Annotated in this window: 14 protein-coding genes, 1 tRNA gene and 1 pseudogene; 15 read left to right on the forward strand and 1 reads right to left on the reverse strand. The window is 66.7% G+C overall.

Annotation, left to right across the window (positions count from 1 at the left end; all coding sequences use genetic code 11):
* Positions 1-9: 9 nt before the first annotated feature.
* On the forward strand, positions 10-1,932 hold the full coding sequence (locus tag LRS10_RS16505) for an NAD(P)/FAD-dependent oxidoreductase (protein WP_257838220.1): 1,923 nt from the start codon (positions 10-12) through the stop codon (positions 1,930-1,932).
* Positions 1,933-1,952: 20 nt separating this feature from the next.
* Complete coding sequence (locus tag LRS10_RS16510) at positions 1,953-2,726, forward strand: MliC family protein (protein ID WP_257838221.1); 774 nt, start codon at positions 1,953-1,955, stop codon at positions 2,724-2,726.
* A 48-nt stretch (positions 2,727-2,774) separates the two neighbouring features.
* Here LRS10_RS16510 and LRS10_RS16515 read toward each other — a convergent pair.
* Positions 2,775-2,851, reverse strand: a tRNA-Asp gene (locus LRS10_RS16515).
* Positions 2,852-3,042: 191 nt separating this feature from the next.
* Here LRS10_RS16515 and LRS10_RS16520 point away from each other — a divergent pair.
* From LRS10_RS16520 to nuoL, 13 genes and pseudogenes are all read left to right on the forward strand, one after another.
* Positions 3,043-3,420 carry an NADH-quinone oxidoreductase subunit A gene (locus LRS10_RS16520; protein WP_257838222.1) on the forward strand — a complete coding sequence of 126 codons (378 nt, stop codon included), beginning with the start codon at positions 3,043-3,045 and terminating at the stop codon, positions 3,418-3,420.
* Positions 3,390-3,971, forward strand: coding sequence for an NADH-quinone oxidoreductase subunit B family protein (locus tag LRS10_RS16525; protein ID WP_257838223.1), 582 nt, complete (start codon positions 3,390-3,392; stop codon positions 3,969-3,971). Before LRS10_RS16520 ends, LRS10_RS16525 begins: the two co-directional genes overlap by 31 nt.
* Positions 3,968-4,600 (forward strand): NADH-quinone oxidoreductase subunit C, encoded by a 633-nt coding sequence (locus LRS10_RS16530; protein WP_257838224.1) that lies wholly within the window; start codon positions 3,968-3,970, stop codon positions 4,598-4,600. The genes LRS10_RS16525 and LRS10_RS16530 overlap by 4 nt, the downstream gene beginning before the upstream one ends.
* Positions 4,597-5,832, forward strand: a complete 1,236-nt coding sequence (locus LRS10_RS16535; RefSeq protein WP_257838225.1) for an NADH-quinone oxidoreductase subunit D — start codon at positions 4,597-4,599, stop codon at positions 5,830-5,832. The genes LRS10_RS16530 and LRS10_RS16535 overlap by 4 nt, the downstream gene beginning before the upstream one ends.
* Complete coding sequence (nuoE, locus tag LRS10_RS16540; RefSeq protein ID WP_257838226.1) at positions 5,829-6,503, forward strand: NADH-quinone oxidoreductase subunit NuoE; 675 nt, start codon at positions 5,829-5,831, stop codon at positions 6,501-6,503. Before LRS10_RS16535 ends, nuoE begins: the two co-directional genes overlap by 4 nt.
* Positions 6,503-7,816: an NADH-quinone oxidoreductase subunit NuoF gene (gene nuoF / locus LRS10_RS16545; RefSeq protein WP_257838227.1), complete on the forward strand. Its 1,314-nt coding sequence runs from the start codon at positions 6,503-6,505 to the stop codon at positions 7,814-7,816. Before nuoE ends, nuoF begins: the two co-directional genes overlap by 1 nt.
* 6 nt (positions 7,817-7,822) lie before the next feature.
* A complete protein-coding gene (gene nuoG / locus LRS10_RS16550; protein ID WP_257838228.1) occupies positions 7,823-9,862 on the forward strand; it encodes an NADH-quinone oxidoreductase subunit NuoG in 2,040 nt (679 codons plus the stop codon).
* A 3-nt stretch (positions 9,863-9,865) separates the two neighbouring features.
* Positions 9,866-10,954: an NADH-quinone oxidoreductase subunit NuoH gene (nuoH, locus tag LRS10_RS16555; protein WP_257838229.1), complete on the forward strand. Its 1,089-nt coding sequence runs from the start codon at positions 9,866-9,868 to the stop codon at positions 10,952-10,954.
* Positions 10,951-11,151, forward strand: a complete 201-nt coding sequence (locus LRS10_RS16560; protein ID WP_257838230.1) for a hypothetical protein — start codon at positions 10,951-10,953, stop codon at positions 11,149-11,151. Before nuoH ends, LRS10_RS16560 begins: the two co-directional genes overlap by 4 nt.
* A 7-nt stretch (positions 11,152-11,158) precedes the next feature.
* Positions 11,159-11,651: pseudogene (gene nuoI, locus LRS10_RS16565) on the forward strand (NADH-quinone oxidoreductase subunit NuoI).
* Positions 11,652-11,712: 61 nt separating this feature from the next.
* Entirely contained in the window at positions 11,713-12,336 is a 624-nt protein-coding gene (locus LRS10_RS16570) for an NADH-quinone oxidoreductase subunit J (RefSeq protein ID WP_257838231.1), read from the forward strand.
* On the forward strand, positions 12,333-12,638 hold the full coding sequence (nuoK, locus tag LRS10_RS16575) for an NADH-quinone oxidoreductase subunit NuoK (RefSeq protein WP_257838232.1): 306 nt from the start codon (positions 12,333-12,335) through the stop codon (positions 12,636-12,638). The genes LRS10_RS16570 and nuoK overlap by 4 nt, the downstream gene beginning before the upstream one ends.
* A gap of 7 nt (positions 12,639-12,645) precedes the next feature.
* Positions 12,646-14,880 (forward strand): NADH-quinone oxidoreductase subunit L, encoded by a 2,235-nt coding sequence (gene nuoL, locus LRS10_RS16580; RefSeq protein ID WP_257838233.1) that lies wholly within the window; start codon positions 12,646-12,648, stop codon positions 14,878-14,880.
* Positions 14,881-14,892: the final 12 nt, after the last annotated feature.

The raw sequence follows: 14,892 nt of genomic DNA on the forward strand, positions 1-14,892 counted from the left end.
GGTAGGAACATGGCCGCAGGTCCGGATCTCGACACGATCCTAAAGGACGCCCACCTGCCGGCGCTGATGGCGGCGCTGGTTCACGTCACCGGCGACAAGGCATGGCTGAAGTCCGAGTGGACGCCGACGTACAATCCGCTCGCCAGGGACGACATCGGCATCCCCGAAGCGGAGCAGGCCAAGGTCCGCGAGGCGGCCAAGGCGGCGATCCTGGCCCATCTCGAAGGCAAGCCGATCCAGTTGCGCGACCCTGACCCGGCGACGCTGCGGCGGATGATCGACTTCGTGGCCGGCGCGCCGATCCCGGAGAGCTACGCAGACTTCCTTACCGACGAACTCGCGCTTGCCGGCAAATCGTCTAAGGACCCGCAGTTCGACCAGCCCAAGCTGCAAGCCGCCGCACGCAAGCTGAAGGTGCTGGTGATCGGCGCCGGCATGTCGGGCCTGCTGGCCGGCATCCGCCTGAGCCAGGCCGGCGTCCCCTTCGAGATCGTCGACAAGAACGCCGACGTGGGCGGCACCTGGTACGAGAACACCTATCCCGGCTGCCGGGTGGACAACTCGAACCACATGTACAGCTATTCGTTCGAGCCCAACCACTTCTGGCCGCAGCACTTCTCCACCCAGCCCGTGCTGCTGAGCTATTTCCGCGGCATCGCGGAGAAGTACGATCTGAGAAAGCACATCCGCTTCGAGACCTTTGTCGACGAGGTGGCGTGGGATGAGGCGCGCAACGTCTGGCGCGCGCGCTTGCGTGGCAAGGACGGAAAGATCGAGACCGTCGAGGCCAACGCGGTGATCAGTGCGGTGGGCCAGCTCAATCGTCCGAAGTTTCCCGACCTCGAGGGCCTCGGCAGCTTCGAAGGCCCGGCCTTCCATTCGGCGGAGTGGCGGCACGACGTGGAGCTGACGGGCAAGCGCGTCGCTGTGATCGGCACGGGCGCCTCAGCCTACCAGTTCGTGCCGGAGATCGCGCCCGACGTGGCCGAGCTGAAGGTGTTCCAGAGGACGCCGCCGTGGGGCCTGCCCGTGCCGCACTATCATGAGGACGTCGCCGAGGGGAAAAAGTGGCTCCTCGAGCACGTGCCCTTCTACGACAAATGGTACCGCTTCTGGCTCTTCTGGATGGTCACCGACGGCTTCCTGCCGATGGTGAAGTCGGATCCCGCCTGGAACGGCGGCCCCCGCGCCGTCGGTCCCGAGAACGCGATGCTGCGCGAGATGGTCGAGCAGTCGTTCGCCGCCCAGCTCGCCGACCGCCCCGACCTATTGCCCAAGATCACCCCGGACTATCCGATCGGCGGCAAGCGCGCCGTGCTGGACAATGGCGTCTGGCTCGCGGCGCTGAAGCGGCGGAACGTCGAGCTGATCACCGACAAGATCGCCCGCATCGATCCGAAGGGCGTCGTGACCGCCGACGGCGTGCTGCACGAGGTCGACGTGCTGATCTACGGCACCGGCTTCCAGGCCTCGAACTTCCTGTCGTTCCTGAAGGTGAAGGGCCGCGGCGGTCGCGAACTGCACGACGAATGGGGCGGCGACGCCCGGGCATACCTGGGCGTGACGATCCCCGGCTACCCGAACCTGTTCCTGACGTACGGCCCCAACACGAACATCGTCGTGAACGGCTCGATCATCTTCTTCTCGGAGTGCGCGATCCGTTACATCGTCGGCTGCCTCAAGCTGCTGGCCGAGACCGGGGCCTCTGCCATGGAGCCCAAGCGCGAGGTGCACGACGCCTTTAACGCCAAGGTGGATCAGGCGAACGAGGGCTGGGCCTGGGGCTCGCCGCACGTCTCCAGCTGGTACAAGAACGCGTTCGGCCGGGTTAGCCAGAACTGGCCGTTCGAGCTGATCGACTATTGGCGGGCGACGCTTGCGCCCAATCCGGACGACTATGTGCTGGAGCGGACGCCGGAAACGGTCGCCTAAGCTTGAGCGTTTGAGGCGTGATGCGCGCCCTGCTGATCCTTTCCGCCTTGGCCGTCGCGGCCTGCCAGCCGAAGGCAGGCGCTCCCGAGGAGGACGTTGAGGTCTCCCGTGTCATCCTCCCGGAGCCGGACTACACGCGCTACACGTGCGAGGATGGCCAGTCGACGCAAGTGAAGTATGTCGGTCAGGACCAAGCGACCGTGTCCCTCGGGCAGAGGACGCTGCATCTCAAGCGGGCCGTGAGCGCGAGCGGCGCTCGCTACACCGGCGGCGGCCTTCAGTGGTGGTCCAAGGGCGATCAGGGGTTCCGAGCGCCCCTTAAGCCCGGCGAGGACGTGGCGAGCGCCACACCGGTGCTGTGCTGGTCTGGTGACCCGCCACCGGTGCAACCGCCGGAACCTGGTGCGCCCGGCGGCCTGCCAGACGACCGCACACCCATTTCCGAAGCACCGTTCACACCGGACAGCGCCCAAGGAGCGGCGAACGTCGTGCAGACGTTCTATGCGCACTTGTCGGCGGGCAAGGCGGGCGAGGCCTCGAAGCTGATGCGCGGTGCGAGTCCGCCGGACCTCGATTCATACTGGAGCTATCAGGCGCTGGTGGGCGCGCCCGGCGAGATCGAAGGCGCGGCGGGGTCGCTGTTCGTCCGGGTGCCGGTCGTGATCTACGGCCGACTGCGGACGGGCCAGCCGATCCACCAGTCGGGCGACGCCGTGCTGCGCCGCTCCAACGATGTGCCGGGGGCCACGGCCGAACAGCGGGCATGGCGCATCGAGCGGATCGAACTGAGGTAGGATCTGGGGGTTCTCGCCGGCTTCCCGCGATCCGTGAGGAGAGGGAAGTGGCGCGAGTGACGGGGCTCGAACCCGCGACCTCCGGCGTGACAGGCCGGCGCTCTAACCAACTGAGCTACACCCGCGTAAGGCCCGGGGGCCGTGCGAGGCGGCTCTCATATGGGCGTGCTGGAATCGTGTCAACGGCAGAGTGCCGGCGGGGCGAAATTGACCCATCTAACGGCGGTTGATTGCGAGCGTTTCGCAACTGCGTCGGGCCGTTTGAAACCCCGGGAAGGATGGCCTAGAAGGGCGCCCGACTCCTCCCGAGGACTCCATGAACGCGTTCCTATCCGAGTACCTGCCCATCGTGATCTTCATCGGGATCGCGGCGGCGCTGGGTATCGCCTTCATTCTCGCCGCGGCCATCTTCGCCCCCAAGGCGCCGGACCCGGAAAAGCTGTCGTCGTACGAATGCGGTTTCAACGCCTTCGATGACGCGCGGATGAAGTTCGACATCAGATTCTATCTGGTCTCGATCCTCTTCATCATCTTCGACCTGGAAGTGGCCTTCCTGTTCCCGTGGGCGGTGTCACTGATGAAACTGCCGCCGGATGTGGCGCAGTTCGCCTTCTGGTCGATGATGACGTTCCTTGGCGTGCTCACGGTGGGCTTCATCTACGAATGGAAGAAAGGCGCCCTCGAATGGGAGTGATCGTTCCCGCGGGCTCCGCCGGCCGCACGACCGTCGAAGGCTATGATCCGAAGCTGCACGACCCGTACTTCGACGGCGTCTCGCAGCGGCTCGCGGACAAGGGCTTCGTCACCGCCGCCGCCGACGACCTGATCACCTGGGCCCGCACCGGCTCGCTGATGTGGATGACGTTCGGTCTTGCCTGCTGCGCGGTCGAGATGATGCAGGCTTCCATGCCGCGTTACGACCTGGAGCGCTACGGCTTCGCCCCGCGTGCCTCGCCGCGTCAGTCCGACGTGATGATCGTCGCGGGCACGCTGGTGAACAAGATGGCTCCGGCCTTGCGCAAGGTCTACGACCAGATGCCGGAGCCCCGCTACGTCATCTCGATGGGCAGCTGCGCCAACGGCGGCGGCTATTACTACTTCAGCTACTCGACCGTTCGCGGCTGCGACCGCGTCGTGCCCGTGGACGTCTATGTCCCGGGCTGCCCGCCGACCGCCGAGGCCCTGGTCTATGGCGTGCTGCAGCTGCAGAAGAAGATCCGCCGCACCGGGACGATCGTGCGATGAGCTGGCCCGCGACGAACTCAGACCTGGAGCAGCTGGGTCAGGCGCTGGTCGCCAACGGCGGCGGCCTTTTCGGCAGCCATGAGGTGGCCTACGGCGAGCTCACGATGACGGCGCCCGCCGGCCGTATCGTCGAGGCGCTGACGCTGCTGCGCGACGCCCACGGCTTCCACCAGCTGATCGACCTCTGCGGCGTGGACTATCCCGAGCGCGAGCGGCGCTTCGACGTGGTCTATCACCTGTTGTCGCTCACCAAGAACCGGCGGATCCGGGTGAAGGTGCAGACGGACGAGGACACCGCGGTGCCGTCGGTGACGAGCGTGCATCCCTGCGCCGACTGGTACGAGCGCGAGGCGTTCGACATGTACGGCGTCTTCTTCGACAACCACCCCGACCTGCGCCGAATCCTCACCGACTACGGCTTCCACGGCCATCCGCTGCGGAAGGACTTCCCGATGACCGGCTACGTCGAGGTCCGCTACGACGACGAGCTGAAGCGAGTGGTCTACGAGCCCGTCAAGTCGGTCGAATGGCGTAACTGGGACTTCCTCTCACCGTGGGAGGGCATGGAGCGCGGCTTCTCGCCCGTGCTGCCGGGCGACGAGAAGTCCGATGAGGCGACCAAGCCATGACCGGTCAGAACATCCAGGCCGCGCCCAACGACGCCAACGTCCAGGGCCTGCCCGAGACCAAGGTCCGCAAGTTCAACATCAACTTCGGCCCGCAGCACCCGGCGGCCCACGGCGTGCTGCGCCTGGTGCTGGAGCTGGACGGCGAAGTCGTGGAGCGGGTCGATCCGCACATCGGCCTGCTGCACCGCGGCACCGAGAAGCTGATGGAGGCGCGTCCGTACGCCCAGACGATCCCCTACATGGACCGGCTGGACTACGTGGCCCCGATGAACCAGGAGCACGCGTACTGCCTGGCCATCGAGAAGATGCTGGACGTCACGCCGCCGGTCCGGGCGCTGCTGATCCGCACGCTCTATGACGAGATCGGCCGCATCAAGAACCACCTGCTGAACGTCACCACCCAGGCGATGGACGTCGGCGCGCTCACGCCCCCGCTGTGGGGCTTCGAGGAGCGCGAGAAGCTGATGGTGTTCTACGAGCGCGCCTCGGGCGCTCGCCTGCACGCCAACTACTATCGCGTCGGCGGGGTCCGTCAGGACCTGCCGGAAGAGCTCGTCCGCGACATCTCGGACTGGTGCGACCAGTTCCCGAGGATCCTCGACGACATCGAGGGCCTGATCACCGACAACCGGATCTTCAAGCAGCGCAACGTCGACATCGGCGTGGTCTCGAAGGACGAGGCGATCGCCTGGGGCTTCTCGGGCGTGATGGTTCGCGGTTCGGGCATCCCCTGGGACCTGCGCCGCAGCCAGCCCTACGCCCTGTACTCCGAGATGGAGTTCGAGGTGCCGCTTGGCGTGAACGGCGACTGCTACGACCGCTACCTTTGCCGCATGCAGGAGATGCGGGAGTCGACCAAGATCATGAAGCAGTGCTGCGAGCGTCTGCTGAAGACGCCCGGCCCGGTGCTGGTCGACGACAACAAGGTGGCTCCGCCGCGGCGGGGCGAGATGAAGCGTTCGATGGAAGCGCTCATCCATCACTTCAAGCTTTACACCGAAGGCTATCGCACGCCGCCGGGCGACGTGTACGCCTGCGTCGAGGCCCCGAAGGGCGAGTTCGGCATCTATCTGGTCAGCAACGGCACCAACAAGCCGTACCGCGCCAAGATCCGCGCCCCGGGCTATCCGCACCTGCAGGCGATGGACTGGATGAACCGCGGTCACATGCTGGCCGACGTCTCCGCCATCCTGGGTTCGCTCGACATCGTGTTCGGGGAGATCGACCGTTGAGCGTCCGTAGGCTTTCACCCGTCCAGCCGGAAAGCTTCGCCTTCAGTCCCGATACGCTGAAGAAAGCCAAGGCCTGGATGGCCAATTTCCCGGCCGGCAAGCAGCAGTCGGCCGTCGTGCCGGTGCTGTGGCTCGTGCAGAAGCAGGAAGGCTGGGTCTCCGAACCCGCGATCCGTGCGGTCGCCGAACTGCTCGGCATGCCGGTGATCCGGGTGCTGGAGGTCGTAACCTTCTACACCATGTTCATGCTGGAGCCCGTGGGCACCCACGCGCTGGTGCAGGTCTGTGGCACCACGCCGTGCCAGAGCCGCGGCGCCGAGGCGCTGATGGACGTCTGCAAGCGCCGCATCGGGGCTCAGAACCATCGCTCGGCCGACGGCAAGTTCTACTGGCAGGAAGTCGAGTGCCTGGGCGCGTGCGCCAATGCGCCGATGGCCGCCATCAACGACTATTACTACGAGGACCTGACGCCGGAGAGCCTCGAGAAGCTCCTGAACGACTTCGCCGCAGGCAAGACCCCGCCGCCGGGGTCCGCCATCGGCCGCCAGGGCTCGGCGCCCGAGGGCGGTCCGATGACGCTGACGGACCCCAAGCTCTACGACGGCAGCCTCGCCAAGAAGATCAAGATCCCGAACCTGCCGGCCGCCGGTTCGGTGAAGGAGAAGGCGTGATGGTGGGCATCCTTGCCGACAAGGACCGCATCTTCACCAACCTCTACGGTCTGCACGACTGGGGTCTGGAAGGGGCGAAGACGCGCGGTTGCTGGAACGGGACGAAAGACATCGTCGCCCAGACGCCGGAGTGGATCTGCGACCAGATCAAGGCCTCCGGCCTTCGCGGCAGGGGCGGGGCTGGCTTCCCCACGGGGCTGAAGTGGACCTTCATGCCCAAGCAGGAGAGCGATCGTCCACACTACCTGGTGGTCAACGCCGACGAGTCCGAGCCGGGCGCGTGCAAGGACCGCGACATCCTGCGCAATGATCCGCACCTGTTGATCGAGGGCTGCCTGATCGCCTGCCGGGCGATCCGCGCGCACACCGCCTACATCTATATCCGCGGCGAGTACGTACACGAGCGCGAGCGCCTGCAGGCGGCCATCCAGCAGGCCTATGACGCCAAGCTGATCGGCCCGGGCAACGTCCATGGCTGGGACTGCGACGTCCGCGTCCAGCACGGCGGCGGCGCCTACATCTGCGGCGACGAAACCGCGCTGATGGAGAGCCTGGAGGGCAAGAAGGGCCAGCCGCGCCTGAAGCCGCCGTTCCCGGCCGGCGCCGGCATCTGGGGCGCGCCGACGACGATCAACAACGTCGAGTCGATCTCGGTCGTCGGAACCATCCTGCGCCGCGGCGCGGACTGGTTCGCGGGCTTCGGCACCGAGAAGTCGACGGGCACCAAGCTGTTCGCCGCGTCGGGCCACATCAACAAGCCCTGCGTCGTCGAAGACGCGGTCGGCATCCCCGTGAAGCAGCTGATCGAGGAGCACTTCGGCGGCGTTCGCGGCGGCTGGGGCAACCTCAAGGCGGTCATTCCCGGCGGCATCTCGGTACGCATGATCCCGGCCCACGAGGCCGAGGAAGCCGTGATGACCTACGAGGACCTGCAGGCGAGGGGCTCCGGCCTCGGCACCGGCACCATGATCGTGTTCGACAAGGACGCAGACCTGGTGAAGGCGATCGCCCGGGCCAGCTACTTCTACAAGCACGAGAGCTGCGGCCAGTGCACGCCGTGCCGCGAAGGCACCGGCTGGATGTGGCGGGTCATGGAGCGGATGGTCACCGGCGAAGCCGAGATGTCCGAGATCGACCTGCTGCTGGACGTCGCCAGTCAGGTCGAAGGCCACACCATCTGCGGCCTGGGTGACGCGGCCGCCTGGCCGATCCAGGGCCTCTTCCGCCACTTCCGCCACGAGGTCGAAGAGCGGATCAACAACTACCGCGCGCGCAAAGGCTCTTATGCCGGCGCGTCCATCGCGGCGGAGTAATCCGGAATGCCTATCGCCAAGGTCGACGGGGTCGAGGTCGAGTTCGAGCCGGGGATGAACGTCCTCCAGGTCTGCGAGCTGGCCGGTAAGGAGATCCCGCGCTTCTGCTACCACGAGCGGCTGTCGATCGCCGGCAACTGCCGCATGTGCCTCGTCGAGGTGAAGCCCGGCCCGCCGAAGCCGCAGGCGTCGTGCGCCCTGCCGGCCGCCGAGGGCCAGGAGATCTTCACCGACACACCGATGGTGAAGAAGGCCCGCCACGGGGTGATGGAGTTCCTGCTCATCAACCACCCGCTGGATTGCCCGATCTGCGACCAAGGCGGCGAGTGCGACCTGCAGGACCAGGCCATGGGCTATGGCCGCGACGACAGCCGCTACGCCGAGAACAAGCGGGCCGTCGAAGAGAAGTACATGGGTCCGCTGATCAAGACGGTCATGACCCGCTGCATCCAGTGCACCCGCTGCGTCCGCTTCATCACCGAAGTGGCCGGCGTGCCGGACATCGGCCTCATCTCCCGCGGCGAAGACGTTGAGATCACGACCTATCTCGACAAGGCGGTGGGCTCGGAGCTGTCGGCCAACGTCATCGACCTGTGCCCGGTCGGCGCGCTCACCTCGAAGCCGTATGCGTTCAACGCGCGGCCCTGGGAGCTGAAGAAGACCGAGAGCGTGGACGTCATGGACGCGCTCGGCTCGGCGATCCGGGTCGACGCCCGCGGCCCGGCCGTTCTGCGCGTGCTTCCCCGCATCAACGACGAGGTCAACGAGGAGTGGATCTCGGACAAGACGCGCTATGCGGTCGACGGCCTGTCGCGCCAGCGCCTGGACCGTCCCTACATCCGTGAAGCCGGCAAGCTGCGCGTCGCCGATTGGGGCGAGGCCCTGGAGCTGGTCGCGTCGAAGCTGAAGGCGACTTCGGCCGACCGCATCGGCGTGATCGCCGGCGACCTGCAAGACGCCGAATCCATGAAGGCCGCCAAGGACCTGTTTGGCGGCCTGGGCGTGACCAGCCTCGACTGCCGTCAGGACGGCTCCGTGCTGGGCGCGGGCCCGCGCGAGAGCTGGCTGTTCAACTCGACGCTGATGGGCATCGAGGACGCCGACGTCGTCCTATTCGTGGGCTCCAACCCGCGCATCGAGGCGCCGGTGCTGAACGCCCGCCTGCGCAAGCGCTGGCTCGCTGGCGCGCTGCGTGTCGGGGTCATCGGCGAGAGCGCCGACCTGACCTACGATTACGAGCACCTGGGCGCCGGCCCGGCCAGCCTCAACGGCCTCGCCAAGTCCAAGAGCGACTTCGTGAAGGCGCTCAAGGACGCCAAGGCCCCGGCCATCGTTGTGGGCGCCGGCGCGCTTTCGCGGGCTGACAGCGCCGCGGTGCTGCAGGCGGCGGCCTCGGTCGCCAAGGCGTTCGGCATGACCTGGAACGTGCTGCACACGGCGGCGAGCCGCGTGGGCGGCCTCGACCTCGGCTTCGTGCCGCAGGCCGGCGGCAAGACCGCGCGCGAACTCGTCCAGAAGGGTGCCGCCGACGTCCTGTTCCTGCTGGGCGCCGACGAGCTCGACCTGTCGAAGACCGACGCCTTCGTCGTCTATCTCGGCACCCACGGAGACGCGGGCGCCCACCGGGCCGACGTGATCCTGCCGGGCGCCGCCTACACCGAGAAGAACGGCATTTACGTGAACACCGAGGGCCGCGTGCAGCTCGGCTTCCGCGCCGTCTTCCCGAAGGGGGATGCCAAGGAGGACTGGGCGATCCTGCGGGCGCTTTCCGAGCGTCTGGGCGCCAAGCTGCCCTACGACAGTCTGGACCAGCTGCGCGCCACGCTGTTCGCCGAGCATCCGACCTTCGGCCGCATCGACTACGTGGCCGAGACGCCGGCGGCGTTCGACCTGGCCGGCCTCGGCACGAAGGGCGAGGTCTCGGACGACCCGTTCTGGAGCGGCGTGAAGAACTTCTACCTGACCAACCCCATCGCCCGCGCCAGCGTGACGATGGCCGAATGCGCCTCCCTCGCGGCCGGCGCCACGAAGATCGCGGCGGAGTAGGCGATGCAGACTTCCTTCTGGGAAACCCCGGGCGGCTGGACCCTGCTCACCGTCGGCCAGATCCTGGCGGTGATGATCTGGATCCTGCTGTCGCTGGCCTTCCTGCTGCTGGCCGACCGCAAGATCTGGGCGGGCGTTCAGATGCGGAAGGGCCCGAACGTCGTGGGCCCCTTCGGCCTGCTGCAGTCCTTCGCCGACTTCCTGAAGTTCGTGCTGAAGGAGATCGTCATCCCGTCGGGGGCCGACAAGGCGGTCTTCCTGCTGGCGCCGCTGATCAGTTTCACGCTCGCCTTCGCCGCCTGGGCGGTCATGCCGCTCGCGCCGGGCTGGGTGGTTTCCGACATCAACGTCGGCATCCTCTACCTGTTCGCGATCAGCTCGCTCGGCGTCTACGGCATCATCATGGGCGGCTGGGCCTCGAACTCGAAGTACCCGTTCCTGGGGTCGCTCCGGTCGGCCGCACAGATGGTGTCCTACGAAGTCTCGCTTGGCTTCATCATCGTGGCCGTCATCGTGCTCGCCGGCACCATGAACCTGCAGGGCATCGTCACCAGCCAGCAGGGCGGGTTCTGGAACTGGTACGCCTTCGGCGGCCCGGGCGGCATCGAGAAGCTGCCGCTGCTGCTGTTCATGATCCCGCTGACGGTGATCTTCTTCATCTCCGGCCTCGCCGAGACGAACCGTCCGCCCTTCGACCTGCCCGAGGCCGAGTCCGAGCTCGTGGCCGGCTATCAGGTGGAATACTCGTCGACCCCGTACCTGCTGTTCATGATCGGCGAGTACGCGAACATCGTGCTGATCTGCGCGATGACGACGATCCTGTTCTTCGGGGGCTGGACCGCGCCGTTCCCGACGCCGTTCACCGACGCCTGGCATCCGACGGCCGCCAGCTTCTTCTACTTCATGTGGTTCTTCCTGAAGGTCGTCTTCTTCTTCTTCCTGGTGTCGATGGCGAAGGCGATCGTGCCCCGCTACCGCTACGACCAGCTGATGCGACTGGGCTGGAAGGTGTTCCTGCCGTTCTCGCTGATCGCGATCTTCTTCATCTCGGGCTGGGCGCTGTTCGTGCTCAAGCCGGCGATGGGCTCGTGAGGACTGCGGTCGCCATGCTCTCGCTGCTGGCGCTGGGCGCGTGCGCAAGCGCGCCCGCCTTCCGCGACGAGGGCCTGGCGACCTACGACGCCATTCGCGACGCGCAGCAGGCCTGCGCCGCGAAGGGGCTGACCTTGAAACTTCGGGACCAGGGGGATTCCAGGCGTCTGGACCACTGGTCCTGTCAGAAGGACTGAGACTGAAATGCTGAACCGGATCGGTCAGGCGGTGAAGGGGGGCGGCCCTGCTGGACTTCGCCGGCGCCTTCGGCCTCGCCATGAAGCATATGGTGCGGCCCAAGAAGACGGTGCAGTACCCGCACGAACGCAACCCGCAGAGCCCGCGCTTCCGCGGCGAGCACGCCCTGCGCCGCTATCCGAACGGCGAAGAGCGCTGCATCGCCTGCAAGCTTTGCGAGGCCGTGTGCCCGGCTCAGGCCATCACCATCGAGGCCGAACCGCGCGCCGACGGTAGCCGCCGCACGACCCGCTACGACATCGACATGGTGAAGTGCATCTACTGCGGCCTGTGCCAGGAGGCCTGCCCGGTGGACGCCATCGTCGAGGGTCCGAACCTCGAGTTCGCTGTCGAGACCCGCGAGGAGCTCTACTACGACAAGGAGCGCCTGCTGGATAACGGCGACCGCTGGGAACGCGAGATCGCGAAGAATCTGGAACTGGACGCGCCGTACCGCTAAACCCGCGGCGCGATTCCGCCGGCCGCGACGCGGCTGATCTGAGGGACGAAAGACGAGCCGAATGCCCCTGCAGGCGATCGCATTTTATCTGATGGCGGCAGTCACCGTCGCAGCCGGTTTTGGCGTGGTCTCCGCGCGCAACCCGGTGCACTCGGTGCTGTGGCTGATCCTGGCCTTCTTCTCGGCCGCGGGCCTCTTCGTCCTGATGGGCGCGGAGTTCCTCGCGATGCTGCTGGTGGTCGTCTACGTGGGCGCCGTGGCGGTGCTGTTCCTGTTCGTCGTCATGATGCTGGACGTCGACTTCGCCGCGCTACGGCAGGGCTTCGCCCGTTACATGCCGCTGGGCCTGCTGATCGCCGGCGTTCTGGCGGTGGAGATGATCGTCGTCTCGTCGACCGTGGCCACGCGCGGCGCGGCCGCCGGCAACGACCTGCCGATGGCGAGCGGGCAGGGCGTCGACGTCACCAACGCGGAGGCGATCGGCCGGGTGCTCTACACGGACTACGTCTACTTCTTCCAGGCGGCGGGCCTGGTGCTGCTGGTGGCGATGATCGGGGCGATCGTGCTCACCCTGCGCCACAAGCCGGGCGTCAAGCGCCAGCTCGTCGCCGACCAGGTCCTGCGCACGCCGAAGACGGGCATGCGCATCATCGACATCAAGCCGGGCGAGGGGATCGGCGAATGATCGGCCTACCGCACTATCTGGCCGTCGCGGCGATCCTGTTCACGATCGGCGTCTTCGGCATCTTCGTGAACCGCAAGAACATCATCGTCATCCTGATGTCGATCGAGCTGATCCTTCTCGCGGTGAACATCAACCTGGTGGCCTTCTCGGTCTATCTGGGCAACGTGACGGGGCAGATCTTCGCCATGTTCGTCCTCACCGTCGCGGCCGCCGAGGCGGCCGTGGGCCTGGCCATCCTGGTCACGTTCTTCCGCAACCGCGGCGACATCGCCGTGGACGACGCCTCGATGATGAAGGGCTGAGCGAACCGTGGAAAACGCTGCCGTCCTCGTCACCGTCATCCTGTTCGGCCCGTTGCTGGGCGCGATCACGGCCGGCCTGTTCGGCCGAGTGATCCCGAGCAAGGTCAGCCAGGCCGTCACCACTGGCCTCCTGTTCCTGTCGGCCATCCTGTCGTGGGTGGTGTTCAGCCAATGGACCTGGGGCGGCCTCGAGCCGTTCACCGTCACCTACGCCCCGTTCATCCACGTCGGCGACTTCATCTCCAACTGGTCGTTCCGCCTGGACGGCCTATCGGCGGTGATGCTGGTGGTGGTCACGACCGTCTCGTCGCTCGTGCACCTCTATTCGTGGGGCTACATGGCCGAGGATCCGCACAAGCCGCGGTTCTTCGCTTACCTGTCGCTCTTCACCTTCGCCATGCTGGCGCTGATCAGCGCCGCCGACTTCATGCAGCTGTTCTTCGGCTGGGAAGGCGTGGGCCTGGCGAGCTACCTGCTGATCGGCTTCTGGTTCAAGAAGCCCACGGCCAACGCCGCCTCGATCAAGGCCTTCGTGGTCAACCGTGTCGGCGACTTCGGCTTCGCGCTCGGCATCATGACGGTGTTCTGGGCCTTCGGGACCATCCAGTTCGCCGAGATCTTCCCGCAGATCGCCGCCAACGCCGATCGCAGCTGGGAATTCATCGGCCGCGACTGGCGCCTGATGGATCTGGCCTGCGGACTGCTGTTCATCGGCGCCATGGGCAAGTCGGCCCAGTTCTTCCTGCACACCTGGCTGCCGGACGCCATGGAAGGCCCGACGCCGGTGTCGGCGCTGATCCACGCCGCGACCATGGTCACGGCTGGCGTCTACATGGTCTGCCTGCTGTCGCCGATGTTCGAATACGCCCCGGTGGCGAAGAACATCGTCACGGTGATCGGCGCGGTGACAGCGCTGTTCGCGGCGACCGTCGGCCTTACGCAGAACGACATCAAGCGTGTCATCGCCTATTCGACCTGCTCGCAGCTGGGCTACATGTTCTTCGCCGCGGGCGTCGGCGCCTACCAGGCGGCGATGTTCCACCTGTTCACCCACGCCTTCTTCAAGGCGCTGCTGTTCTTGGGCGCGGGCTCGGTCATCCACGGCATGGCGCACGAGCAGGACATGCGCCGCTACGGCGCGCTGACGAAGTACCTGCCGGTCACCTATGCGGTCATGACCATCGGCACGATCGCCATCACCGGCCTCGGCATTCCGTTCCTCGACTGGGGCTTCGCGGGCTTCTATTCGAAGGACGCGATCATCCACGCTGCCTACGAGGGCGCTCAGGCGGGTCACGCCATCGGCTGGTTCGCCTTCATCATTGGCGTGCTCGTGGCCGGTCTCACGGCGTTCTATTCCTGGCGCCTGGCGTTCTTCACGTTCAACGGCCACGCCCGCTGGACGTCGGAGGACCTCGAACACCACTGGCACAACCGCGACCATCACGCTGACGACGCCCACGGCGCGCACAGCGATCACGCTTCGGACGCTCAACACGAGACGCACGACGAGCCGCTAGCCAGCGACGATCATGCGCACGGTCATGGGCATGGCCACCACGGTCCGGCGCTGCCCCACGAGAGCCCGTGGAGCATGCGCATCCCCCTGATCGTGCTGTCGATCGGCGCCATCGCGGCCGGCTTCGCCTTCCACCATCAGTTCATCGGCGACGAGAAGGCAGAGTTCTGGAAGGGCGCGATCTACAACGCCCCGGTCGAGCACCACGGCGCGGCCGCCGGCGCCCATGCGGCGCCGGCCGGTCCCGACCATGCCACGACCGACGCGGCCCAGCATGCCGCCGGCCCGATCCCGGCGCCCGCCGTCGAGCAGCCCGCCGAGGAGCATCACGCGCCCGTGTGGGTGATCCTGGCTCCGCTGGTGGCTTCGGTGCTGGGCCTGGTGGTCGCAGCCTACGTCTATCTGCTGCGGGAAGGTCTCGGCGCACGCCTCGCCGCCCGCGGCGGCCCCCTGTACGTGTTCTTCTACAACAAGTGGTTCTTCGACGAGCTCTACCAGGCGACCTTCGTTCGGGCGGCCAAGTTCCTGGGCGACCTGTTCTGGAAGGGCGGGGACCAGAAGATCATCGACGGCCTCGGCCCCGACGGCGTCTCAGCGCTGTCGGTCAAGGTGGGGAAGGGCGCAGGACGCCTGCAGTCCGGATATGTCTACCACTATGCCTTCGTGATGCTGCTGGGCGTCGCGGGCCTGCTGACCTACGCCCTCTGGGCCTGGAACGCCTGAGGGGGATAACGA

The organism is Phenylobacterium sp. J426 (assembly GCF_024699945.1).
Classification (GTDB): Bacteria; Pseudomonadota; Alphaproteobacteria; order Caulobacterales; family Caulobacteraceae; genus Phenylobacterium.

Excerpts from the sequence above, each read along its gene's own strand:
- nuoK (WP_257838232.1), top strand. The coding sequence starts at position 12,333 with ATGATCGGCCTACCGCACTATCTGGCCGTCGCGGCGATCCTGTTCACG.
- nuoG (WP_257838228.1), top strand. The coding sequence starts at position 7,823 with ATGCCTATCGCCAAGGTCGACGGGGTCGAGGTCGAGTTCGAGCCGGGG.
- LRS10_RS16505 (WP_257838220.1), top strand. The coding sequence starts at position 10 with ATGGCCGCAGGTCCGGATCTCGACACGATCCTAAAGGACGCCCACCTG.
- LRS10_RS16510 (WP_257838221.1), top strand. The coding sequence starts at position 1,953 with ATGCGCGCCCTGCTGATCCTTTCCGCCTTGGCCGTCGCGGCCTGCCAG.
- LRS10_RS16520 (WP_257838222.1), top strand. The coding sequence starts at position 3,043 with ATGAACGCGTTCCTATCCGAGTACCTGCCCATCGTGATCTTCATCGGG.
- LRS10_RS16570 (WP_257838231.1), top strand. The coding sequence starts at position 11,713 with ATGCCCCTGCAGGCGATCGCATTTTATCTGATGGCGGCAGTCACCGTC.
- LRS10_RS16525 (WP_257838223.1), top strand. The coding sequence starts at position 3,390 with ATGGAAGAAAGGCGCCCTCGAATGGGAGTGATCGTTCCCGCGGGCTCC.
- nuoH (WP_257838229.1), top strand. The coding sequence starts at position 9,866 with ATGCAGACTTCCTTCTGGGAAACCCCGGGCGGCTGGACCCTGCTCACC.
- LRS10_RS16530 (WP_257838224.1), top strand. The coding sequence starts at position 3,968 with ATGAGCTGGCCCGCGACGAACTCAGACCTGGAGCAGCTGGGTCAGGCG.
- nuoF (WP_257838227.1), top strand. The coding sequence starts at position 6,503 with ATGGTGGGCATCCTTGCCGACAAGGACCGCATCTTCACCAACCTCTAC.
- LRS10_RS16535 (WP_257838225.1), top strand. The coding sequence starts at position 4,597 with ATGACCGGTCAGAACATCCAGGCCGCGCCCAACGACGCCAACGTCCAG.